Consider the following 20,385-nt stretch of genomic DNA (forward strand, 5'->3'; position numbering starts at 1 on the left):
GGAACGGGCAGGTCGTATGGCATCCGAAGATCGTCTCGCCGAGGCGTTCCTGGGTGAGCCCCGACGCTATACCAGCCACCAGGTCGCCGAGATGGCCGGCGTGCCCGTCTACCGGGCCCGCCGCTACTGGCGCGCCCTGGGTTTCGCCAACGTCGCCGACGACGCGGTGGAGTTCACCGAGTCCGACGTGACCGCGCTCAAGACGATGCTCACTCTCGTCGAGGACGGCGTCTACGACGAGGAGCACGTGCTGCTCATGGCGCGCTCGCTGGGGCGCGCCACGGCCCGGCTGGCCGAGTCGCAGGCGGAGCTCGGCGCCGAGGCGCTCGACCACGCGGGCGTGCCGATCAAGCAGCGGCCCGCCGCCTGGCGCAAGCGGGCGATGCGCGTGGTGCCCGATCTGGAGCGGCTGATGACCTACGCCTGGCGGCGCAACCTGGCCGTGTCGGCCGGGCGCCTGGCCGACCAGGACACGCATGCCGTACGGCTCGCGGTCGGTTTCGCCGACCTCGTCGGCTTCACCCGGCTCAGCCGCCAGCTGACGGAGACGGAGCTGGCCGGTCTGGTGGAACGATTCGAGAGCCGCTCGGCCGACGTCGTCACCCTGTACGGCGGGCGGGTGGTCAAGACGCTGGGCGACTCGGTGCTGTTCGTCGCCGACAAGGCGCACGACGTCGCCGAGGTGGGGCTGCGCCTGGTCGAGTCGCACCGGCGGGTCAAGAACATGCCGCAGCTGCGCGTGGGCCTGGCGATCGGGCCGGTGATCCTGCGCATGGGCGACGTCTTCGGCACGACCGTCAACCTGGCCAGCCGGCTGACCGCGCTGGCCAACCCCGGCACGATCCTGGCCGGTCCGATGCTGGCCGAGGAGCTGGCCGACGACGCGTCCTTCCAGGTCATCCCGGTCAACCGGCTGACCGTGCGGGGCCTGGGAGAGCTGGTGCCGAGCGCGATCCAGAGATCGTAGGGTGCTGTCATGACATATCAGGACCTGGCGAAGGTTTCCGAGCGTTACTTCGAGCAGAAGATGGCCGCGGAACCCTTCACCGCGACCATGTTCGGCGTGCCCGGATTCGACGACCAGGTGGGCGACCCCAGCCGCGCGGGCGACGAGCGCCGCCTGGCCGAGCTGGAGGAGACCGCGCGGGCGCTGTCGGCGATCGACCCGTCGGGCCTGACCGGCCAGGACCGCATCTCCTACTCGATGCTGGGCCTCCTGATCAAGAACGAGCGCGCCGACATCGCCGGCCGCACCCACGAGCTGGCCGTCTCCGCGGGCATCACCGGCGTGCACACCGGCATCCTCAGCTCGATGCCCGCCACGCCGCTCACCACGCCCCGGCGCGCCGCCGACTACCTGACCCGCCTGCGAGCCCTCGAAGGCTTCTTCGACGCGGTGCTGGAGCGTTACCGCCAGGCCGGCCGCGAAGGCCGCCACCAGGTCGCCCGCAGCGTGCGCCAGGCGATCGAGCAGCTCGACGGCTACCTGGCCACCGACGTCGCCGCCGACCCGCTGCTGCAGCCCGGCCCCGACGACGCCTGGCGCGCCGAGGCCGGGCGGATCGTCGCCGAGCACGTCCGCCCCGCGCTGGCCCGCTGGCGTACGGCCTTCGCCGAGGAGTTCCTGCCCGTCGCCCGCGACGACGCCAGGGTCGGCATCTGCCACGTCCCCGGCGGCACCGAGGCCTACCTGGCCGCCGCCCGCTCGCACACCACCACCGACCTGACCCCCGAGGAGATCCACCAGATCGGCCTCGACGTGATCACCCGCCTGCGCGAGGAGTTCTCCGAGATCGGCGGGCGCGCCCTCGGCACCAGCGACGCCGACGAGGTGATGGCCGCCCTGCGCACCGACCTGGCGCTGCGCTTCGAGACCGCCGGCGAGATCGTCGCCAGCGCCACCGAGGCGCTCGACCGGGCCAACGCCGCCCTGGCCGGCTGGTTCCTGCCCTACGACATCGCGCCCTGCGAGGTGCGCGAGATCCCCGCGCTGGCCGCCAAGGACTCCGTGCTGGCCTACTACTCCCCGCCCGCCGCCGACGGCTCCCGCCCCGGCATCCACTGGATCAACACCTACGACCCGCCCTCGCGGGCCCGCTACGAGTACGAGGCGCTCGCCTTCCACGAGAGCGTGCCCGGCCACCACCTGCAGTTCGCCGTCAGCCAGACCCTCGACGACCTGCCCGCCTTCCGCCGCTTCGGCCACGTCACCGCCTTCGGCGAAGGCTGGGGCCTGTACACCGAGCGGCTGACCGACGAGATGGGCCTCTACTCGGGCGACCTGACGCGGCTGGGCATGCTCTCCTTCGACGCCTGGCGCGCCTGCCGCCTGGTCGTCGACACCGGCATGCACCACCTGGGGTGGTCCCGCGAGCGCGCGGTGCAGTTCATGCGCGACAACAGCGCGGCGTCGGAGTCGAACATCAACAACGAGATCGACCGGTACATCGCGTGGCCGGGGCAGGCGCTGGCCTACATGATCGGGCGGCTGCGGATCCTGGAGCTGCGCTCGTACGCGGAGGCTGAGCTCGGGGAGCGGTTCGACGTCAAGGAGTTCCACCACCGGGTGCTGTCGAGCGGGTCGGTGCCGCTCGACACGCTGGGGCAGATCATCGAGGAGTGGGTGGCCGCAGGGGGTGTCAAGCCCGCATCGCAGGCATAGAGTGACGTGAGAGGCTCCGGCCGCGACAGCGACGGGGCCTGGCGAGCCGGGCACTCCCAGTGATCGTCGCCCCGAGCTGGGAGTGCCGGCCACTCCCGGCCGAGCTGGACGCGTCATTGCGTCCAGCTCGCGAATTCACTGTCCGCCGCCCATGAGCGCCTGGGCTATGAGCGTGACGAAGGCGACCAGGCACAGCCCGGTCACCACGAGGAAGCAGACCAGCCGGACCAGCAGCTTGGCCGTCTCGGCTATCTGCCGCAACGCCTTCGGCAGCAGCCAGAAGCAGATCGCGGTGACCGCGAGGAGGACGCCGCGAGCGGCGAGTTCGCCCTCCATGCTGATGGGTGGGGCCTCTAAGATGACGCTGAGCACCAATGTGTTCACAGTGACTCCCGATGCGACGCGGTGGGTTGGGGCCTGGCGAGCGCGCACTCCACTCTGATCGTCTTGCCCTTTCGCCCCGATCACGGAGTGCCGCGGAGGATGCTGCCCCTATTTCACCTCCCCTAGAGAACGGCTGAACTTTTCAGCGATTACACTAGGAGATTCCCGACTAAACGCCGGTGCAACCTGGGGTTCGTCCCCTTAGGATGAGGGCTTTCAACGGCCGGACGCTCTAGCAGGAGAATTGCAGGAGCGAACTGAATTTCTACTAGAATTTCTAGTATTCAAGGCAAGGTGGACATCATGCCTGGGCAGGAACTCGCGGTACGCCTGCGACTCTTGCGCACGAAGCGATGGCCGGGATACAAGCTCACGCTCAAGGAACTGGCCAAGGTGTTCGGGACGAGCATCTCGCTCATCGCCTCGTGGGAGTCGACGACGAAGCTCACCGTGCCCACCGTCGCCAGGCTCGACGACTACGCGCGATTCTTCTGCACCCGCCGCTCGGTCGCCGACGGCGTCCACCGGTTCATCCCGTTCGACGAGCTGAACGAGGCCGAGCGGGCCGAGATGGAACTGCTGAAGGGCGAACTGCTCTCCCTGCGAGGCAAGGCCCTCGGCGCCTCCCCCGACCCGGGGTCGATGGAGGAGCTCCTGCGCTTCCCCGACGGCAACGCCGTCGCGGTGATCGTCGCCGAGGTGCCCGACGCCGTAGGGCTTCCACCGCTCTACAGCGATCCCCAGAGCCCCGACTACATCGAGGCCTACCGCTACGCCGACCTCGACTCCCTCATCGAGCTCTACGCCTACCTGCGCGCGGCCAATCCCTCGACCGCCGTCAACCGCCGCACCCACAAGATGATCGGCCCGAACGATCTGACCGACCACATCGTGCTGCTCGGGGGCAGCGACTGGAACGACGTCACCAAGGTCACGCTCGACCAGCTCGCGATGCCGATCGTCCTCGTCAACGACTGGGACACCCCTGAGGGCCCCTACTTCGAGGTCGAGGGCCGGCGGTATCACCGCAAGCTCGACGACGCCGACGCCCTCGTCGCCGACGTGGTGCTCCTCTACCGGGGACCCAATCCGCACAACCGCAAGCGCACGGTCACGATCATCGCCGGCATGTACGGCCGGGGAAACCTGGGCACGATCCAGGCGTTCACCGATCGCAAGTTCAGGGACCGCAACAACCAGTACCTCTCCGAGCGCTTCAAGAGCGACGCGGCCTTCTGCCTGCTGCTGCGGGTGACCGTGGTCAACAACATGGTCGTCACCCCCGACCTGACGCTGGAGGCCTCGCGGCTGTACGAATGGCCGCCGCGGCCATGACACTCCACCACCCCTCACATCGCAAGCTGCTGCAGCGGGCGACCGAGGCGACGCCGCCCACGACGCCCGACGCCCTTGTGGTGCCGACGATCCGCAGCCCGCATCGGTTGGAACACGCGGTCAAGCTCGCGGCGAAGCTCGAGTGCCGGCTCGTCCTGCTGTGCAGCCGACGCTGGTCGTCCGCGAGCGCGGCCGAGGCGCTCTACCGCCGTTCAGGCGCGCGGATCCTGGCCGTGGACGTGCCGGAACCCGACCAGCTCGCCCTCCCCCGCTTCCGGACCGACGCCCTGCTCCGCGGCACCGTCTTCGAGCGTCGCAGCGACCTGTCGGCCAAGCGCAATCTCGCGCTCCTGCTGGCCAAGCAGCTCGGCTGGAGGAACGTCGTCTTCCTCGACGACGACATCCACGTGCCGCGAAGCCACGACCTGCGCCTCGCCACGGGCCTGCTGAGCCGGTACGAGGTCGTCGGCCTCGACAACACCGGCTACCCGGACAACTCCGTCGTGTGCCACGCCTTCCGGGCGGTCGGCGGGGCGCAGGACAGCTTCGTCGGCGGCGGCGCGATGGCGGTCAGGACGACGAGGGTGCGCTCGTTCTTCCCCAACATCTACAACGAGGACTGGTTCTACCTCCTCAAGGACCGCGGCCTGCGCCAGGTGGGGGTCGCCGGCAAGGTCGAGCAGCAGCCCTACGATCCCTTCCGCACCGACGAGCGTGCCCGTGCGGAGGAGTTCGGCGACCTTCTCGCCGAGGGCCTCTACTGGCTTCTCGACGAGGGCAACGATCTGATCAGGGCCGACCACGGCTACTGGACGGAGGCGATCAACCGCCGCCGCGGGTTCATCGACCACATTCTCGCCAGCGACCACGGGCAGCGCCCCGGACTGGCCGACGCGCTACTGGCCGCCCGCGGCAGGCTGACCAGGCATATCACCGCCGAATTGTGCGTGTCCTACCTGGACGCCTGGCGCCGGGATCGCGAAACCTGGCGCAAATTCGTCCATACGGTCCATCGGACGGATTCACCCGATGAAGCGCTCAGCCGATGGAATATCACGACACCTGACAATAAGAGGGTGCTAACTTCGCATTAATTGACAACATTGTCATTCCCCGCTTGTTACAGACACCCCAGCGCCTGGATCGTGAATGTCATGTCGCATGTCCGCGTTCTGCAGGCCCACGACAGTCACCTAGAGGACCTGATCACGGCATTCGGCAAGAGGCACTACTTCGTCCGGCAGCTGAAGCGGCAGTACGCCGGACACGGCAAGCTCCTGGTCGCCTGGACCGACTTCACCACCCCGGCCGGCGCGGTCTACCTGTGGCTGGCCCCGGCCCAGGAGCCCGAGCTGCGCGCGGGCCTGGAAGGGGTCCCCCTCCTCACCGACCTCGAGGTACGGCCCGCGTTCCGGCGTCAGGGCATCGCCACCCGGCTCGTGAAGGAAGCCGAGTCGCTCGCGGCGGCCCGCAGCCACCGGCTCGCTTTGGGAGTCAGCCCGGACAAGAGCGAGCTGCACCGCTTCTGGCGCAACCGCGACTACCAGCCCTGGCGCCTGTGGCTCGAGACGACCCGCGACATCTTCCAGGACGACGGGACGGTCGACCGCGAGATCGACTACTGCCACGTCCTCGTCAAGGACCTGGTCGCCCAGCCCCTCGAGGGCGTGCTCTGACCGCCGCCAGCCCGTCCCCCGCGACGACCCGCGCCTCGAACCCGTGCTCGCCGGCAGCCCGCGCCACCTGCTCCGCCACCGACCCCGCCCCACCGGGCGAGTCGTACACCAGCAGCAGCTCCCCGCCCGGCTCCAGCAGCCCCGCGATGAGCTCCAGCTCGTGAGCCGGTGACCGGGTCCAGAACAGGTTCACGTTCACCGCGAGCACCTTCGTGAACCGCTCGTCGCAGCGGTAGTCCTCGATCGCCGCCGCCTCCCACCGCGCCCCCGGCACCCGCCTGCGCGCCCGCTCGATCTGCGTCGCCGACCGGTCGATCCCCGTGTAGGAGCCGCCGTCGAGCCGCCCGCAGATCAGCTCGGCGGCCACGCCCCCTCCTGGCCCGATCTCCAGGATGCGGTCGTCCGGCCGCACGTCGAGCAGCTCCACCGCCCACTCCAGCCGCCTGGGCACCGCCACGGGCAACCTCCCTGCCTTCTCGATGCGTCTGTACGGTCAACGGTTTGGAGGAACACTTGCCTGATCGCTCGATATACCCGGATTTCGTCGCCACCCGGTCCGACCGGTTACTGCGCACCGCGTTCATGCTGACCCAGGACTGGGCGCTCGCGGAAGACCTGCTGCAGGAGTCCCTGGCCAAGGCCTGGTTCGCGTGGAAGCGCATCGACGATCCCGAGGCGTACGTGCGGCGTGTCCTGGTCACCACCCACACCTCGTGGTGGAGGCGCCGGTGGCGCCGCGAACTGCCCAGCGACGCCCTGCCCGACCACGGCACCCCGGACGCGGCCGGCGGCCTCGACCGGCGCGACGCCCTGTGGCGCGCCCTGGGCCGCCTGCCCGCCCGGCAGCGCGCGGTGGTGGTGCTGCGGTTCTACGAGGACCTGCCGGCGGCCGAGGTCGCCGAGATCCTGGGCTGCCAGATCGGGACGGTCAAGAGCCAGAGCGCCAAGGCCCTGGCCAAGCTGCGGGTGGACGAGACGATCGTGAAGGAGCTGCACCCATGAGCGACCTGCGCGCCCTCCTCGACGACCACGCGGGCCCCTCGCCCGCCAACCCGGCGCGGCTCGCCGCCGTGATGACCCGTGTGCGCCGCCGCCGCGTGCGCCGCGCCGCGGCCCTGTCCGGTACAGCAGGCATGGCGGCTGTCCTGCTCGCCCTGCCGTACATCCTGAGCCCGGCCCAGGACACCGAGATCGCCACGGCGCCCGCCTCCCCCTTCCCCGAGCGCTACACCGCCGAGGACGGGGTCGACCACACCCGCCTCGAAACGGCCCGCCTGGCCGTACCGGACGACACGAAACTGTCGATCACCATCCCCCTGTCGGGAAAGCCCCTGGAAGTCGCCGTGAAATGCCGCAAGGCCGTGAAGGGCGCGCGGGTGAGCCTCGCCGTCGCCCTCGACCGGCGGCCCGTGCCGCCCGGCTTCCCTCCCTGCACGACGACCGACGTGCTCCGCTGGCCGCTGCCCGACACCCGCCCCGGCGCCACCACGGCCACGCTCACCCTCACGGCCCAGGCCATCGCCAAGCCCAACTGCGCACCGGGCAAGGGCTGCAGACCCTCGACCGCACCCCCCACCCTCGATCCGGCCGCCTGGGACATCGCCGTCTACGAATGGACCCCACCCGCCGAACCGATCATCCCCGCCCCTCCCCGCGCCTTCCCGCCGAACGCGAGCGACTGGAAACTCCTGCGCACCGACAGCGGCGTCTACCCGCGCGACAAGGAGGTGTCGTTCACCTACACCGGCAAGGGCCGGTTCGCCTTCGACAAGCTGTGCAGCGGCGCATTGTCCAGGCAACTGCGCTTCCGTGTCTTCCGCGACGGCCGTGACACGGGCAGCGCGGGCGACTGCGCGATCTGGGAGGAGGGCCGGCCGTTCCGCATGGCGATGGCCGTGGAACGAGGCCCGGCGAGGATCACCTTGAGGCTGGACAGCCCCGTGTCGCCGAACAACAGGTTCGTCAGCTGGTCGGTGGGCTGGTACGACTAGACCCCAGCATCTCCGGCGATCTTTGTGACACCCTTGCCCCCATGACGGACTTCTCCCCCACCGACCCCGCCCCCCTCTACGAGCTCGTCACAGACGTCAAAGCCAGGGCGTTCCTCCAGGCGATGGGCCGCCCCGACGGCCGCGACATGCTCTACCGCATGTCCGGCTCCGTCTACGCCCGTGTCCCCGCCGACGCCCTGGCCCCGGCGATCCGCCACGGGCAGAAGCTGTTCGGCATGGAGGGTTACAACATCCGCAGGTTGCACCGCGTGCCGGACACCAATCTCCTGCACGTGCTCACCCGGGAGTTCGTCTGCTATACCGATCCCGCCGATCCCTCCACGCCGCTGCGCGAGTGGGCCAATCCGCTCGACGGCAGGGTCTACCCGGTGGTCCCGATCAACAACGACGCGGTGAATCTGGGCCCGTTCCCCATTACCCCCGACTTCAGGGGCTTCCCGTGCCGCGAGATCCACGAGGACTGGGTGTGGAGCATGGACATCCCGCCCCGCACCGATCTGCTGGAGACGCTGGCCGACGATTTCGGGCTCAGCGAGGGCGTCTACACGACGATGGAGATGTTCGACTTCTACGTGAACCAGCAGGAGGCGCGCAGCCGGGCGGAGGGGATCCCGCAGGGCGCGATGCGGGTGCGCAACAGCTGGACGCGGAGCGGGCCGTGGGCGCCGTTCATGGGGCTGGCCGAGCGTGACACGAACGGCGGGCATCTGGTCTACCACGCCCGCGCCTGGACGCTCGACGGTGTCGACGATCTGGAGCCCTGGCTGCGCAAGGAGGCGGGGGCGTTCTTCGCGACGGCGCCCTCGGCGCCCGGCCCGAACCAGACGTCGTGGAGTTCCTTCCACGCCAAGGAGCTCGACGGCGGGCGCCTGACGTGGGCGCAGTGGTGCGAGGCGAACGGTCAGCCGGCCAGCTCGTAGCCCGCTTCCTCGACGGCGGCGCGTACGGCGTCGGCGGGCAGGGGGGCCGTGCTCTCGACGGTCAGGGTGCCGCTGGACAGGTCGACGTCCACGGCGGTGACGCCGGCGATCTCGCCGACCTCTTCCTTGACGGAGCTGACGCAGTGGCCGCAGGTCATGCCCTTGACGGTGCCGGAAAACGTGTGCATGAGCCCTTACTGTACCCCCCATCCGTATGGGAGTCCGACGTAGTTCTCCGCCAGCGTGGTGGCGGCGGCCTCGGAGGAGGTGACGTAGTCGAGGTAGGAGGTCTGCAGGCGCTGGGCGTAGGGGTCGTCGGTGTCGAAGGTGTGCAGCAGGGTGGTCATCCACCAGGAGAAGTGCTGGGCGCGCCAGACCCGTTGGAGGCAGCCGTCGGAGTAGGCGTCGAGCGCGTCGGAGGAGCCTTCACCATAGAAGCGGTCCAGTGCCGCGGTGAGGACGCGGACGTCGGCGACGGCGAGGTTGAGTCCCTTGGCGCCGGTCGGGGGCACGATGTGCGCGGCGTCACCGGCCAGGAAGAGCTTGCCGTACTGCATGGGTTCGGTCACGAAGCTGCGCATGGGGGTGATGCCGGACTCGATGATCTCGCCGGTCTCCAGCGAGAAGCCGGGCACGGTCTCGAGGCGGGCGCGCAGTTCCGACCAGATGCGGTCGGCGGGCCACGCCTGCATCGAGTCGGTCGACGAGACCTGCAGGTAGAAGCGGCTGATCGTGGGTGAGCGCATGGAGTGCAGCGCGAAGCCGCGCGGGGTGGCGGCGTAGATGAGCTCCTCGGCCGACGGCGGGACCCTGGCCAGGATGCCGAGCCACGAGAAGGGGTAGTCGCGCTCGAAGGTCGTCAGCACGCCCTCGGGGACCGACGGGCGGGTGACGCCGTGGAAGCCGTCGCAGCCGGCGATGAAGTCGCAGTCGACGCGCCCGCCGTCGAAGGTGATGGACGGCGAGTCCTCCAGGGAGTGCACGGCGACTCCGGAGACCTCGAAGCGGACGCGGGAGGGGTCGAGGGCGATGAGGTCCTTGACCACCTCCTGCTGGCCGTACACCGTGATCGCGCGGCCGGGCACGAGCTTCTCGAAGGCGATGCGGTGCCCCGCTCCGCCGTAGCGCAGTTCGATGCCGTGGTGGACCAGGCCCTCGCGCAGCAGCCGCTCCCCCGCCCCGGCCGCCACGAGGGTGTCGACGGTGCCCTGTTCGAGGACCCCGGCCCGCACGCGGCTCTCGACGTGGGAGCGGCTGTGCTTCTCGAGCACGACCGAGGAGATGCCCCGCTGGGCGAGCAGGTGGGACAGCAGCAGCCCGGCGGGGCCGGCTCCCACGATTCCGACTTGAGTGCGCATGAGGGAGAGCATCGTCCCGGAGTGGCGCGTTACAGTAGGGCGGACTTCTACTGAGTGGAAACCGATGGCAGGCGGGGCGAGAGAGGGCGGCCGGACGGTCACCTCCAAGGTGCTGGCGATCCTGGGCGCCTTCGACGGCGATCACCCGACGCTCACCCTGACCGAGCTGGCCAGGCGCAGCGAGCTGCCGCTGAGCACGGTGCATCGGCTGGTGGCCGAGCTCGAGGCGTGGAAGGCGCTGACGAGGGGGCCCGACGGCCGCTATCACGTCGGCCTGCGGTTGTGGGAGCTGGGCCGGCTGGCCCCCGGCCACCTGCAGCAGGTCGCCCATCCCTGGCTGCAGGAGCTGTTCACGGTCAGCGGGGAGAACGTGCACCTGGCCGTCCGCGACGGCATGGAGGTGCTCTACGTGCACCACCTGTACGGCAGGCGTGCCGTGCCCCTGGCCTCGCGCGAGGGCGGGCGGCTGCCGATGCACCCGACGGGGGTCGGCAAGGCGCTGCTGGCCTTCGAGCCGGAGTGGTTCGTCCAGGCCTATCTCCGGCGCGAGCTGGAGCGGCCCACCCGCCACACGGTCACCGAGCCTGGCCGGCTCATGCGCGAGCTGCAGCAGGTCAGGCGCCAGGGCTACGCGCTGACCTACGAGGAGATGACGCTCGGATCGTGCTCGGTCGCGGCCCCGGTCGTCATCGACGGCCGCCCGCTCGCGGCGGTCGGGATCGTGCTCTCCTCGCATCGTGCCAAGGAGCTTCCGCGGCTGGCCGAGCTGCTGATGGCCACCGCTCGGCAGATCGCTCAGGTCTTTCCGGGATTTCCCGGAAAACAGTGACCTCCTCCCCTTATCGTTGCGGAGTTAGCCAGCCACGCAGCGTGATCAGGGGAGGATCCGTGGGAGGGCGGCACAGTTATGCCGGTTTAGCGCAGGACAGACGCTTTCGCCTATTAAAAACACGATTCAAACGTTTGGCGATCAGCATCGTCGTGTCGTTTTTGGGCTGGTATTTCGTCTATATCATCCTTTCGGCATTCGCCCGTGACTTCATGGCGCGTCCCGCCTTCGGCAACATCAACGTCGCGCTCCTGCTCGGCATCCTGCAATTCGTCTCGACCTTCTACCTGGCCTGGCGCTACACCCGCTACGCCCGCCGCAGGCTCGACCCGCTCTCGCAGCAACTGCGCGACGAGGCCGAGCAGCACCGCGCCGAGATGGAGAACATCGAGCGCATCATGGCCGAGCGCCGCAGGATCGAGACCTGGGCCGCGCCGCCGCGCCCCGCCCGCCACCGCCGCAGCCCCGGAGGACTTCGATGACCGGCGGCCACCTGCTGACCTTCGGGCTGTTCGTGGTGTTCATCCTGATCACCCTGGGCGTCACCTTCTGGGCACGCGCCAACACCCGCAACGCCACCGACTTCTACGCCGGCGGCCGGGCCTTCTCCGGGCCGCAGAACGGCCTGGCGCTGGCGGGCGACTACATGTCGGCCGCCTCGTTCCTGGGCATCGCCGGCATCATCGCGCTGTCGGGCTACGACGGCTTCCTGTACTCCATCGGCTTCCTCGTCGCCTGGCTGCTGACGCTGCTGCTGGTCGAGCTGATGCGCAACGCGGGCCGCTTCACCATGGCCGACGTGCTGTCGCACCGGGTGCGCAGGCAGCCCAAGGTCCGCACCGCCGCGGTGGTCTCGACCGTGACCGTGAGCGTCTTCTACCTGCTGGCCCAGATGGTGGGCGCGGGCGCGCTCGTCTCGCTCCTGCTGGGCCTGGAGGGAGGCACGGCCAGGGCCGTCACGATCATCGTGGTCGGCGCGATGATGGTCTTCTACGTCAGCTTCGGCGGCATGAAGGGCACCACCTGGGTGCAGATCATCAAGGCCGTGCTGCTGATGGGCGGCACGATCGTGCTGACCGCCCTGGTCCTGGGCCGGTTCGGCTTCAACCTCAGCGACATGCTGGGCGAGGCGGCCAGGGCCAGCGGCCAGGAGAACTTCCTCAACGCGGGCAACCGCTACGGACGCGAGATCGAGGGCGACCCGGTCGCCACCATCATCAACAAGCTCGACTTCATCAGCCTGGCCCTGGCCCTGGTCCTCGGTACGGCGGGCCTGCCGCACATCGTCAGCCGCTTCTTCACCGTCCCCGACGCCCGCGCCGCCCGCACGAGCGTCAACTGGGCGATCGGCCTGGTCGGCGTGTTCTACCTGATGACCCTGGCCCTGGGCTTCGGCGCCACCGCGCTGGTCGGCCACGAGCGCATCACCGCCCAGGACCCCAGCGGCAACACCGCGGCACTGCAGCTGGCGCACGTGCTCGGCGAGCACATCGGCGGGCCGGTCGGCGGCGACCTGCTGCTGGCCTTCATCGGCGCGGTCGCCTTCGCCACCATCCTGGCGGTCGTCTCCGGCCTGGTGATGGCGGCCTCGACCTCGCTGGCCCACGACTACTTCGGCCACGTGCTGATGTTCGGCCGTCCCCGCGAGTCGCAGGAGGTCGGCGTGGCCCGCGTGTCCGCCTTCGTGATCGGCCTGTTCGCGGTGGTGCTCGCGGTGGTGGCGCGCAACCAGAACGTGGCCTTCCTGGTCGCCCTGGCCTTCGCGATGGCCGCCTCGGCCAACCTGCCGGCGATCGTGCTGTCGCTGTTCTGGAAGCGGTTCAACTCCACCGGCGTGGTCGCGGGCATCTACGGCGGGCTGTCCAGCTCGCTGCTGCTGGTCTTCCTCTCCCCCGTGGTCTCGGGCAAGGTCGACGCCAAGGGCAACAGCCTGTCGTTGTTCCCCGCGGGGATCGACTTCCACCTGTTCCCGATGGAGAACCCCGGCCTGTTCTCCATCCCGATCGGCTTCCTGTGCGCCTATCTCGGCACCAGGCTCAGCACGGAGAAGGCCGATCAGGAGCGCTACGACGACCTGGCCGTGCGCTCGCTGACCGGCACCGGTTCTCACACGGCCGAGGGGACGGGCCGCCACGCCGGCCAGAACGGCGTGCCGTCCGGCAACTCCAACGGCTCGCGGCCCTGGTAGTTGTGCGGCCCCGCCGCGGCCGCCTGCCGTACGGGGATCAACGAGCGGACTCCTTGGCGGTGGCGGCCTTGGCCCCCATGCCCACCAGGGCGTAGACGCCCGGCTGGGTCGAGCGCAGGATCAGCGCCCAGACCACGCCGATGACGGCGACGGCGGCGTAGACGAGCGGGATGATCATGGCCAGCGGGTCGCCCTCGGGCACGCCGAGCAGCGCCTCGAAGTTGGTGAAGGCGATGAAGGCCATGACGGCCAGGATCACCGCGGCCGGGACCGGGGCGATCACCCGGTGCCAGAGGCTCTCGCCGCTGGGTTCGCGGGCGAAGAAGGCGATGACGGCGACGGCGGTCACGAACAGCAGCAGGAGCACGCCCGCGCCGCCGGTCGCGCCGCCGACGAAGAAGGCCTGGATCGGGTCGGCGCCCAGCAGCCAGACCGCCAGGATGACCACGAGCGCCAGCGTGCTCTGGGCGATGGAGGCGGTGCGCGGCGCGCCGGTCCGCAGGCTGGTGCGGCCGAAGGCGGCCGGGATGATGCGCTCGCGGCCGAGGGCGAACAGGTAGCGGGCGATGGTGTTGTGGAAGGAGATGCAGGCGGCCAGCAGGCTGGTGATGAACAGCACGCGGGCGATGTCGACGACGACGCTCCCGAAGTGCGCGCCGCCCAGAACGAAGATCATCTCTGGGCCGTCCTTCTGGGCGGCCGCCACCAGGTTGGCCGGTCCGGTGGCCACCGACAGCGCCCAGGCCGACAGGGCGTACAGGCCCGCGATGATGGCGACGGAAGCGTACGTCGCGAGGGGCACCGTACGGCGCGGCTCGCGGCTCTCCTCGGAGAAGACCACGGCGGCCTCGAAGCCGACAAAGCCGAGCGTGGCGATGACGATCAGCGGCGCGACGCCCTCGGTGAACAGCAGGCCGGGCGAGAGCGTCTCCAGCGTCAGCCCGGCGGGCGAGGGGTTGATCAGGTCGCCCAGGTTGAACAGCAGGATGATGGCGACCTCGGCGGTGAGCAGGACGGCCAGCAGCCTGCCGTTGACGTCGACGCGCAGCACGCCGAGCGCGGCGACCACGGCCCAGGCCAGCAGGGCGAAGACCCACCACGGGACGGCGGTGCCGAGCCAGCCCTCCAGCAGTGCCGAGGTCTGCACGCCGAGCATGAAGAAGGCGCCGACGGCCAGGCCGTTGTAGGCGAGGATGGCGACCCAGGCGGCGGGCACGCCGGCGGGCCGGCCCAGGCCGCGGCTGATGTAGGTGTAGAAGGCGCCGGCGTTGGCCATGTGGCGGGCCATGGCGACGTAGCCGACGGAGAACAGCGCCAGCACCAGGCCGATGGCGATGAAGGCGATGGGCAGGCCGGTGATGCCGGTGGCGGCGATGGCCGTGGGCAGCACACCCGCGACGACGGTGAGCGGCGCGGCGGCCGACATGACGAAGTAGACGACCGAGGGCGCGCCTAACCGGTTGGCTGCGAGCGCGCCGGCGATGCGGTCCGGGCCTTGGCCTGAACCGCCGGATTCACGGGTGAGCATGGGTGAACGTCTCCTTGGGGGGTTTCAGGAGCGATAGGTGAGGACGGCGTCGCCCACCGCGGCGCTGACGTGCCTGCCGAGGTCGCTGAGCGGCTGCGGCAGCGCCGCCAGCACGGTCGTCAGGTAGCGCCGGGCGATCTTCCGTTCGGTGGGGTCGTCGACCACGATCTCGGTCATGCCGCAGGAGTCGACGAGCACGGCCAGGGCCATGTCGTGCGCCGCCAGCGGCTGGCCGCGGACCAGGGCCATGTGGAGCCGGGTTCTGGGCCACATGGCGTGCCCGAAATCCGGGGAGTAGTAGCGGCTGGTGCGCCGTTTGAGCAGCTTGGGCGCCTCGCGCTCCAGCCGGCTCTCGCGGATGAGGCGGCCGCTCACCTCGGTGACGGAGCGTTGGGCCAGGTAGGCCAGCCAGGTGCGGACATCGGTGTGCTGCGGCGATTCGGCCATGTCGGCCAGGACCCTGTCGCTGACGCGTTCATCGACCGGCCGCCCGTCGATGACCTTGACGAGGGCGTCCTGTACGGCGACGCGCCCGCGCATGACGAGTTCCGCCAGGAGCGCGCCGGCGAGTCCGAGGGCGATTCCCTGGACGTGCAGCCGTGGCTTACCCGAACCGGTGGTGTCCCAGGCGATCAGGAAAAGTTCATCGGCTAGCATTTATTCGCCCTTAAGGAATGACCATTAATAGGGGTGCATTCTGATCAGCGCGAAATATCTACCAGACACATCATGAAATATCTAGATTCATTAGTCTGCGGCACTCAACGAGCAATCGCTCTCTCAATGGCGCGGCCCGCTCGGCGAACGCCCGCTGGGTCGCGGCGTATTCTGTCCGGCCCTCGGCGCTCTCGATCGCGATCGGCCGGTAGCCGAGCGCCGCCAGGTCGTAGGGGCTGGCCCGCATGTCGACCTCGCGGATCTCCCGGGCCAGCGCGAAGCAGTCGGCCACCAGGTCGCTGGAGATCAGCGGCGAGAGCTTGTAGGCCCACTTGTACAGGTCCATGTTGGCGTGCAGGCAGCCCGGCTGCTCCAGCTCCACCTGCGCCTCCCTGGTGGGCTGCAGCACGTTGAGCGGGCGGGCGGGCTCGGTGAAGAAGCGGAAGGCGTCGAAGTGGCTGCAGCGCACTCCCCTGCGCTCCACCACCTCGGCGATGCGCTCGGGCGGCAGGCGCAGCGGCTGGGAGGAGTGCCGGACCTCCTCGGCGCGGTAGACCATGGCCCATTCGTGCAGGCCGAAACAGCCGAGCTGGGCGGGACGCGAGGCGGTGGCGGCCAGCAGCGCGGTGGCGTACTCCAGCAGGGCCGTGCGCTTGGGCAGGATCGCGGCCACGTCCAGGATGGCGCCCCCGGGCACGTTCACGTAGCCGGGACCGTAGTCGCTCGCCTCCAGGAGGAGCACGCCCGCGCCCGGATGCCACTGGCGCAGCCGTCCCGGGCGCTGGCCGTAATAGGTGAACAGGAAGTCCTCGACCGGGTGGGCACGTCCGGCCTTGCGGCGCTGGAGGTGTCCGGCGGTCCACCCGTCGACCCGGCGCTCGTGCGCGGCGGCCCGGTCCTGCCACTCCTGACGGTCAAGCGTTCTCACCGCACCATGGTAGGAAGCCGCAAAGGCAGCGTGTGCCATCGCGAGCCCCGCCGGGCGCGCGGGCACAGTGACCGCATGGCGATTGTGGTGGCGCTGATCGCGTGCTGCTCCACGCTCGCAGGCGGGCTGATCGCGCTGCGCGTGGGCACCCACCGGCAGGTCGTGCTGGGTCTGGCGGCCGGGGTGATGCTCGGCGTCGTGGGCTTCGACCTGCTGCCGGAGGCGCTGGAGGCGGCGGGGCAGGAGATCTTCGGCGTGCCCGCCGCGACGCTCACCCTGGTCGGCGGATTCCTCACGCTGCACATCATCGAGCGGTCGCTGGCCATCCACCGCGGCCAGGAGGACCGCTTCGGCGCCCACCGCCACGGGCTGGAGTCGGTGGGTCTGCTGACCGCCTCGGGGCTGGTCGGGCACAGCTTCCTCGACGGGCTCGGCATCGGCCTGGGCTTCCAGGCCGGCCCGGCGCTGGGGCTCTCGGTGGCCATCGCGGTGATCGCGCACGACTTCGCCGACGGGTTCAACACCTTCACGATCACCACCCTGTACGGCAACGCGCGCCACCGGGCCCTCCTCCTGCTCGCCATGGACGCCGTGGCGCCCGTGGCGGGGGCGGTGGTCGGCACCTTGATCGTGCTGCCGCCCGAGGTCATCGGGCTCTACCTGGGGTATTTCGCCGGGTTCCTGCTGTACCTGGCGACGGCCGACATCCTGCCGCAGGCGCACGCGGGCAGTTCCTCCGGGCGGACCCTGCTGGCGACCGTGGCAGGGGCGGCGTTCATGTGGCTGGTGGTGGGGCTGGCATGATCGAGAAGCGCCCAAGGGGCGTGTTCGCGCAACGGCTCAGGCGGCTCGCTGTCCGGTTCGCCGGGCCGTACGCCCTGCCGGACGTCACCGAGGAGGTGCCGGGAGCGGCCCGCGCCGCCGACTGGAACCGCGGCCTGGCCGACCTGCTGTGCCGGCTGGGCGGCGCGCTGCTGCAGGGTGGCGAGCTGACCTCCGAGGTGATGGCGACGCTCGGCGACGTCGCCGCCCGCTACGGCGTCAGGGCGCGCTGCTTCGTGGTGCCCACCGGCCTGTTCGTGCGCGTCGGCGAGGGCGACACGGCCGCGATGGACTTCGTGCCCGTCACCGGCGACCAGCTCAGGCTGGACCAGGTGCAGGAGCTGTACTCCCTGGTCCGCAGGCTGCGCGCCAGGACGGTGCCGATCGATGAGGCACGCGAGGCGCTGGCCAGGGTGGTGAACCTGCCCACCCGTCTGAGCCCTGTGACCTCCGTGGCGGGGTACGCGATCCTGACCGTGGGCCTCGGCCTGCTCCAGCATCCGACACCGGTGGCGGTGCTGGGCTGGGCCGCCCTGGGCGCGGTCGTCGGAGTGCTGCAGCTGCTCGGGGCCCGTTTCCGGGCCCTGGCCACGGCGATGCCGGTGGTCGCCGCGGCGGCGGTGACATGGACGGCCATGCGCTGGGCCGGGCCGCTGCTCGACATGAACCCCGAGGACCTGCTCATCCCGCCGCTGATCGCCTTCCTGCCGGGCGCGGCCCTGACGATGGGCACGATCGAGCTGGCCACCGGCGCGATCATCTCGGGCATGGCCAGGCTGGCCTCGGCGGCCAACGTCCTGCTCCTGCTGGCCTTCGGCATCCTCGTCGGCAGCACGCTGGCCAGCGGCGACCGCACCGCGCCGCTGCCCGCCCAGGACGGGCTCGGCGGCTGGGCGCCCTGGATCGGGGTGCTCCTGCTCGGGCTCGGCTTCCTGATCTTCTACTCGGCCCGGCCCAGAGTGCTGCCGTGGCTGCTGGCCTGCCTGCTGCTGGAGCGTGCCGTCCAGGTGGCCGGCGCCGGGGTGGCGGGCGGCTTCTTCGGCGCCTTCGCGGCGGGCCTGATCATCCCCGTCGTCACGATGCTGGTGGAGCGCCGCACCGATACCCCGTCGCAGGTGCTGTATCTGCCGTCGTTCTGGATGCTGGTGCCGGGGGCGACCGGGCTGGCCGGCGTGAGCGAGCTGATCAGTGGCCAGGACGCCACGGGGCTGGCCAACCTGCTCGAGACGGTCATCACGATGGTCTCGATCGCCCTGGGCATCATGGTCGGCGCGAGCCTGCTGCCCCGGACGAGGGTGACGGTGGCCGACGTTTCAGGTGATCAACTTCGGGGAACCTCTGACAACGCGTGATCCCCCTGCGCACCGACCGTTCCGACAGGGGGGCACATGTGGTCGTGGTTCGTTGACGCGTTGCGGCAGCACGCCGAACTCGCGATCTTCCTCACCATGGCGCTCGGCTTCTTCATCGGCCGCATCGGCGTCAAGGGGATCGTGCTGGGATCGGTGACCGGTACCCTGCTGGCCGGGGTCCTGATCGGGCAGCTCGACATCACCATCCCCGACCTGGTCAAGACGGTCGCCTTCATCGGCTTCCTGTTCGCACTGGGCTTCAAGGTCGGGCCGCAGTTCTTCGCCGGGCTGAAGAAGACCGGCATCCCGCAGGTGATCATCTCGGTGGTCGGCTGCGTGATCGGCCTCCTGATCGCCTGGGGCATGGCGGTCCTGATGGGCTACGGGCCCGGCTGGGGCGCGGGACTGCTCGCGGGCGGGCTCACCCAGTCGGCGGTGATCGGCGTGGCGACCGACGCCATCAACGCCTCCACCACCATCCCCGACGACATGAAGCAGACCTACGTCAACCAGATCCCGGTCGGCTACGCGGTCTGCTACCTGTTCGGCACGGCCGCGGCGGCCTACTTCCTGTCGCAGCTGGCCTGGCGGTTCCTGGGCTCCAAGAGCCTCGTCGGCGACTCCAAGGCATTGGAGAAGGAGCTCGGCACCTCCTTCGACCCCGACGACGCCCCCGCCTACCGCCGGCTGGAGCGGCGCACCTACCGCATCACCGCCGGCTCTGAGCTGGCCGGGACAGCGGTCAAGGACTTCGAGGCGCTGGCCGCCTCCCGCGGGCGGCGCATCTTCCTGCACCGCTACCGCCACGGCGACACGGCGGCCTTCACCACGCCGGAGACCGTGCTGCAGGCGGGCGACGTGGTGACGGTCACCGCCAACCACGCCGACTTCATCCGCGGCGAGATGACCGCCGCGGGCACCGAGGTCGACGACCCCCAGCTGCTCGACTACGACATCGAGACGCTCGACGTGGCCATCACCCGCAAGGAGGCCGACGGGCTCACGCCGTCGCAGCTGGCCGAGCACGCCGAGGCGCGCGACCTGTTCATCACCAGGATCATGCGGGCGGGCATCGAGATGCCGCTGGGCCGCAACACCCCGATCAGGGTGGGCGACACGGTCACCGTCCAGGGGCCGCGCGAGCTGGTCGAGCGTGCCGTACCCAAGGTCGGAGAGCCGCTGCGCACCAGCGACGAGACCGACTTCTCCTTCGTCGGCCTGGGCATCTTCCTGGGCGGCCTGATCGGCATCCCGACCATCGCGATCGCGGGCGCCGACATCGGCCTGACCACCAGCGGCGGCGCGCTCATCATGGGCCTGATCTTCGGCTGGCTGCGCGCCAAGCACCCGACGTGGGGCCGCTTCCCCCCGGCCGCCGAGTGGCTGATGAACACCGGCGGCCTGTGCCTGTTCGTCGGCATCACCGGCATCACCGCCGGGCCGAACTTCATCTCCGGGCTCAAGCAGGAGGGCGTCAGCCTCCTGCTGGCCGGCCTGGTCGTCACCCTGGTGCCGATGTTCGTCACGCTCGCCCTCGGCAAGCTGATCTACAAGTGGCCCTCCCCCATCAACCTGGGCGTGACCGCGGGGACCTTCACCACCACCGCGTCGATCGGCGCCATCACGGACGCGGCCAAGAGCCAGGTCCCGGTGCTCGGCTACACGGTGCCCTACGCCATCGGCAACACACTGCTCACCATCTGGGGCACGATCATCGTCGCCCTATTGTCTTAG

21 protein-coding genes are annotated in these 20,385 nt (G+C 70.1%); 14 read left to right on the forward strand and 7 right to left on the reverse strand.

Annotated elements, in window-relative coordinates:
* The first annotated feature begins 16 nt into the window (after positions 1-16).
* Both ACIBH1_RS13050 and ACIBH1_RS13055 read left to right on the forward strand, forming a co-directional pair.
* Positions 17-967 (forward strand): adenylate/guanylate cyclase domain-containing protein, encoded by a 951-nt coding sequence (locus ACIBH1_RS13050; RefSeq protein ID WP_397313891.1) that lies wholly within the window; start codon positions 17-19, stop codon positions 965-967.
* Between the two features lie 9 nt (positions 968-976).
* Complete coding sequence (locus ACIBH1_RS13055) at positions 977-2,662, forward strand: DUF885 domain-containing protein (RefSeq protein ID WP_397313892.1); 1,686 nt, start codon at positions 977-979, stop codon at positions 2,660-2,662.
* Positions 2,663-2,797: 135 nt separating this feature from the next.
* Here the strand turns inward: ACIBH1_RS13055 and ACIBH1_RS13060 are convergent, their stop codons facing one another.
* Positions 2,798-2,998, reverse strand: coding sequence for a hypothetical protein (locus ACIBH1_RS13060; protein ID WP_397313893.1), 201 nt, complete (start codon positions 2,996-2,998; stop codon positions 2,798-2,800).
* Positions 2,999-3,349: 351 nt separating this feature from the next.
* On the opposite strand from ACIBH1_RS13060, the gene ACIBH1_RS13065 reads away from it, so the two are divergent.
* From ACIBH1_RS13065 to ACIBH1_RS13075, 3 genes are read left to right on the forward strand one after another with little or no spacing between them, the layout of a single operon-like run.
* A complete protein-coding gene (locus ACIBH1_RS13065; protein ID WP_397313894.1) occupies positions 3,350-4,381 on the forward strand; it encodes a helix-turn-helix domain-containing protein in 1,032 nt (343 codons plus the stop codon).
* Positions 4,378-5,475, forward strand: a complete 1,098-nt coding sequence (locus ACIBH1_RS13070; RefSeq protein WP_397313895.1) for a hypothetical protein — start codon at positions 4,378-4,380, stop codon at positions 5,473-5,475. Before ACIBH1_RS13065 ends, ACIBH1_RS13070 begins: the two co-directional genes overlap by 4 nt.
* 60 nt (positions 5,476-5,535) lie before the next feature.
* Complete coding sequence (locus ACIBH1_RS13075; RefSeq protein WP_397313896.1) at positions 5,536-6,057, forward strand: GNAT family N-acetyltransferase; 522 nt, start codon at positions 5,536-5,538, stop codon at positions 6,055-6,057.
* Here ACIBH1_RS13075 and ACIBH1_RS13080 read toward each other — a convergent pair.
* Positions 6,017-6,514 carry a class I SAM-dependent methyltransferase gene (locus ACIBH1_RS13080; RefSeq protein WP_397313897.1) on the reverse strand — a complete coding sequence of 166 codons (498 nt, stop codon included), beginning with the start codon at positions 6,512-6,514 and terminating at the stop codon, positions 6,017-6,019. The two genes, ACIBH1_RS13075 and ACIBH1_RS13080, sit on opposite strands and share 41 nt — an antisense overlap.
* 56 nt (positions 6,515-6,570) lie before the next feature.
* On the opposite strand from ACIBH1_RS13080, the gene ACIBH1_RS13085 reads away from it, so the two are divergent.
* From ACIBH1_RS13085 to ACIBH1_RS13095, 3 genes are read left to right on the forward strand one after another with little or no spacing between them, the layout of a single operon-like run.
* On the forward strand, positions 6,571-7,059 hold the full coding sequence (locus ACIBH1_RS13085; protein ID WP_397313898.1) for a SigE family RNA polymerase sigma factor: 489 nt from the start codon (positions 6,571-6,573) through the stop codon (positions 7,057-7,059).
* Positions 7,056-8,048: a hypothetical protein gene (locus ACIBH1_RS13090; RefSeq protein ID WP_397313899.1), complete on the forward strand. Its 993-nt coding sequence runs from the start codon at positions 7,056-7,058 to the stop codon at positions 8,046-8,048. The genes ACIBH1_RS13085 and ACIBH1_RS13090 overlap by 4 nt, the downstream gene beginning before the upstream one ends.
* 41 nt (positions 8,049-8,089) lie before the next feature.
* Positions 8,090-8,989, forward strand: a complete 900-nt coding sequence (locus ACIBH1_RS13095; RefSeq protein WP_397313900.1) for a DUF1838 family protein — start codon at positions 8,090-8,092, stop codon at positions 8,987-8,989.
* On the opposite strand, the gene ACIBH1_RS13100 is transcribed toward ACIBH1_RS13095, so the two are convergent.
* Positions 8,971-9,177, reverse strand: coding sequence for a heavy-metal-associated domain-containing protein (locus tag ACIBH1_RS13100; RefSeq protein WP_397313901.1), 207 nt, complete (start codon positions 9,175-9,177; stop codon positions 8,971-8,973). The two genes, ACIBH1_RS13095 and ACIBH1_RS13100, sit on opposite strands and share 19 nt — an antisense overlap.
* Positions 9,178-9,183: 6 nt before the next feature.
* The gene (locus ACIBH1_RS13105) at positions 9,184-10,347 is read right to left on the reverse strand and encodes a 4-hydroxybenzoate 3-monooxygenase (RefSeq protein WP_397313903.1); all 1,164 of its coding nucleotides are present in this window, start codon (positions 10,345-10,347) and stop codon (positions 9,184-9,186) included.
* Positions 10,348-10,411: 64 nt separating this feature from the next.
* On the opposite strand from ACIBH1_RS13105, the gene ACIBH1_RS13110 reads away from it, so the two are divergent.
* From ACIBH1_RS13110 to ACIBH1_RS13120, 3 genes are all read left to right on the forward strand, one after another.
* Positions 10,412-11,176, forward strand: coding sequence for an IclR family transcriptional regulator (locus ACIBH1_RS13110; protein WP_397313904.1), 765 nt, complete (start codon positions 10,412-10,414; stop codon positions 11,174-11,176).
* A 134-nt stretch (positions 11,177-11,310) separates the two neighbouring features.
* Positions 11,311-11,658: a DUF485 domain-containing protein gene (locus ACIBH1_RS13115; RefSeq protein ID WP_397313905.1), complete on the forward strand. Its 348-nt coding sequence runs from the start codon at positions 11,311-11,313 to the stop codon at positions 11,656-11,658.
* Positions 11,655-13,364 (forward strand): cation acetate symporter, encoded by a 1,710-nt coding sequence (locus ACIBH1_RS13120; protein WP_397313906.1) that lies wholly within the window; start codon positions 11,655-11,657, stop codon positions 13,362-13,364. Before ACIBH1_RS13115 ends, ACIBH1_RS13120 begins: the two co-directional genes overlap by 4 nt.
* 37 nt (positions 13,365-13,401) lie before the next feature.
* Here ACIBH1_RS13120 and ACIBH1_RS13125 read toward each other — a convergent pair whose 3' ends face one another.
* The 3 genes from ACIBH1_RS13125 to ACIBH1_RS13135 all read right to left on the reverse strand — a co-directional run bounded on the left by ACIBH1_RS13125 (position 13,402) and on the right by ACIBH1_RS13135 (position 16,516).
* Positions 13,402-14,892, reverse strand: coding sequence for an APC family permease (locus ACIBH1_RS13125; protein ID WP_397313907.1), 1,491 nt, complete (start codon positions 14,890-14,892; stop codon positions 13,402-13,404).
* 24 nt (positions 14,893-14,916) lie between these two features.
* Positions 14,917-15,549: a GPP34 family phosphoprotein gene (locus tag ACIBH1_RS13130; protein WP_397313908.1), complete on the reverse strand. Its 633-nt coding sequence runs from the start codon at positions 15,547-15,549 to the stop codon at positions 14,917-14,919.
* 70 nt (positions 15,550-15,619) lie between these two features.
* Positions 15,620-16,516, reverse strand: coding sequence for a 3-methyladenine DNA glycosylase (locus ACIBH1_RS13135; RefSeq protein ID WP_397313909.1), 897 nt, complete (start codon positions 16,514-16,516; stop codon positions 15,620-15,622).
* A gap of 36 nt (positions 16,517-16,552) precedes the next feature.
* Between ACIBH1_RS13135 and ACIBH1_RS13140 the strand changes: the two genes are divergently transcribed.
* Genes ACIBH1_RS13140 through aspT form a run of 3 tightly spaced genes read left to right on the forward strand, consistent with a single transcriptional unit; the run spans position 16,553 to position 20,385 of the window.
* Positions 16,553-17,281: a ZIP family metal transporter gene (locus tag ACIBH1_RS13140; RefSeq protein WP_397313910.1), complete on the forward strand. Its 729-nt coding sequence runs from the start codon at positions 16,553-16,555 to the stop codon at positions 17,279-17,281.
* Positions 17,278-18,651, forward strand: a complete 1,374-nt coding sequence (locus ACIBH1_RS13145) for a threonine/serine exporter ThrE family protein (RefSeq protein WP_397313911.1) — start codon at positions 17,278-17,280, stop codon at positions 18,649-18,651. Before ACIBH1_RS13140 ends, ACIBH1_RS13145 begins: the two co-directional genes overlap by 4 nt.
* 36 nt (positions 18,652-18,687) lie before the next feature.
* Positions 18,688-20,385, forward strand: coding sequence for an aspartate-alanine antiporter (aspT, locus tag ACIBH1_RS13150; RefSeq protein WP_397313912.1), 1,698 nt, complete (start codon positions 18,688-18,690; stop codon positions 20,383-20,385).

This window comes from Nonomuraea sp. NPDC050663, from assembly GCF_044456985.1.
Taxonomy (GTDB): Bacteria; Actinomycetota; Actinomycetes; order Streptosporangiales; family Streptosporangiaceae; genus Nonomuraea.

Coding starts and splice junctions, on each gene's coding strand:
- ACIBH1_RS13050 (WP_397313891.1), top strand. CDS start 17: ATGGCATCCGAAGATCGTCTCGCCGAGGCGTTCCTGGGTGAGCCCCGA.
- ACIBH1_RS13055 (WP_397313892.1), top strand. CDS start 977: ATGACATATCAGGACCTGGCGAAGGTTTCCGAGCGTTACTTCGAGCAG.
- ACIBH1_RS13060 (WP_397313893.1), bottom strand. CDS start 2,998: ATGGAGGGCGAACTCGCCGCTCGCGGCGTCCTCCTCGCGGTCACCGCG.
- ACIBH1_RS13065 (WP_397313894.1), top strand. CDS start 3,350: ATGCCTGGGCAGGAACTCGCGGTACGCCTGCGACTCTTGCGCACGAAG.
- ACIBH1_RS13070 (WP_397313895.1), top strand. CDS start 4,378: ATGACACTCCACCACCCCTCACATCGCAAGCTGCTGCAGCGGGCGACC.
- ACIBH1_RS13075 (WP_397313896.1), top strand. CDS start 5,536: ATGTCGCATGTCCGCGTTCTGCAGGCCCACGACAGTCACCTAGAGGAC.
- ACIBH1_RS13090 (WP_397313899.1), top strand. CDS start 7,056: ATGAGCGACCTGCGCGCCCTCCTCGACGACCACGCGGGCCCCTCGCCC.
- ACIBH1_RS13095 (WP_397313900.1), top strand. CDS start 8,090: ATGACGGACTTCTCCCCCACCGACCCCGCCCCCCTCTACGAGCTCGTC.
- ACIBH1_RS13100 (WP_397313901.1), bottom strand. CDS start 9,177: ATGCACACGTTTTCCGGCACCGTCAAGGGCATGACCTGCGGCCACTGC.
- ACIBH1_RS13105 (WP_397313903.1), bottom strand. CDS start 10,347: ATGCGCACTCAAGTCGGAATCGTGGGAGCCGGCCCCGCCGGGCTGCTG.
- ACIBH1_RS13110 (WP_397313904.1), top strand. CDS start 10,412: ATGGCAGGCGGGGCGAGAGAGGGCGGCCGGACGGTCACCTCCAAGGTG.
- ACIBH1_RS13120 (WP_397313906.1), top strand. CDS start 11,655: ATGACCGGCGGCCACCTGCTGACCTTCGGGCTGTTCGTGGTGTTCATC.
- ACIBH1_RS13125 (WP_397313907.1), bottom strand. CDS start 14,892: ATGCTCACCCGTGAATCCGGCGGTTCAGGCCAAGGCCCGGACCGCATC.
- ACIBH1_RS13130 (WP_397313908.1), bottom strand. CDS start 15,549: ATGCTAGCCGATGAACTTTTCCTGATCGCCTGGGACACCACCGGTTCG.
- ACIBH1_RS13135 (WP_397313909.1), bottom strand. CDS start 16,516: ATGGCACACGCTGCCTTTGCGGCTTCCTACCATGGTGCGGTGAGAACG.
- ACIBH1_RS13140 (WP_397313910.1), top strand. CDS start 16,553: ATGGCGATTGTGGTGGCGCTGATCGCGTGCTGCTCCACGCTCGCAGGC.
- ACIBH1_RS13145 (WP_397313911.1), top strand. CDS start 17,278: ATGATCGAGAAGCGCCCAAGGGGCGTGTTCGCGCAACGGCTCAGGCGG.
- aspT (WP_397313912.1), top strand. CDS start 18,688: ATGTGGTCGTGGTTCGTTGACGCGTTGCGGCAGCACGCCGAACTCGCG.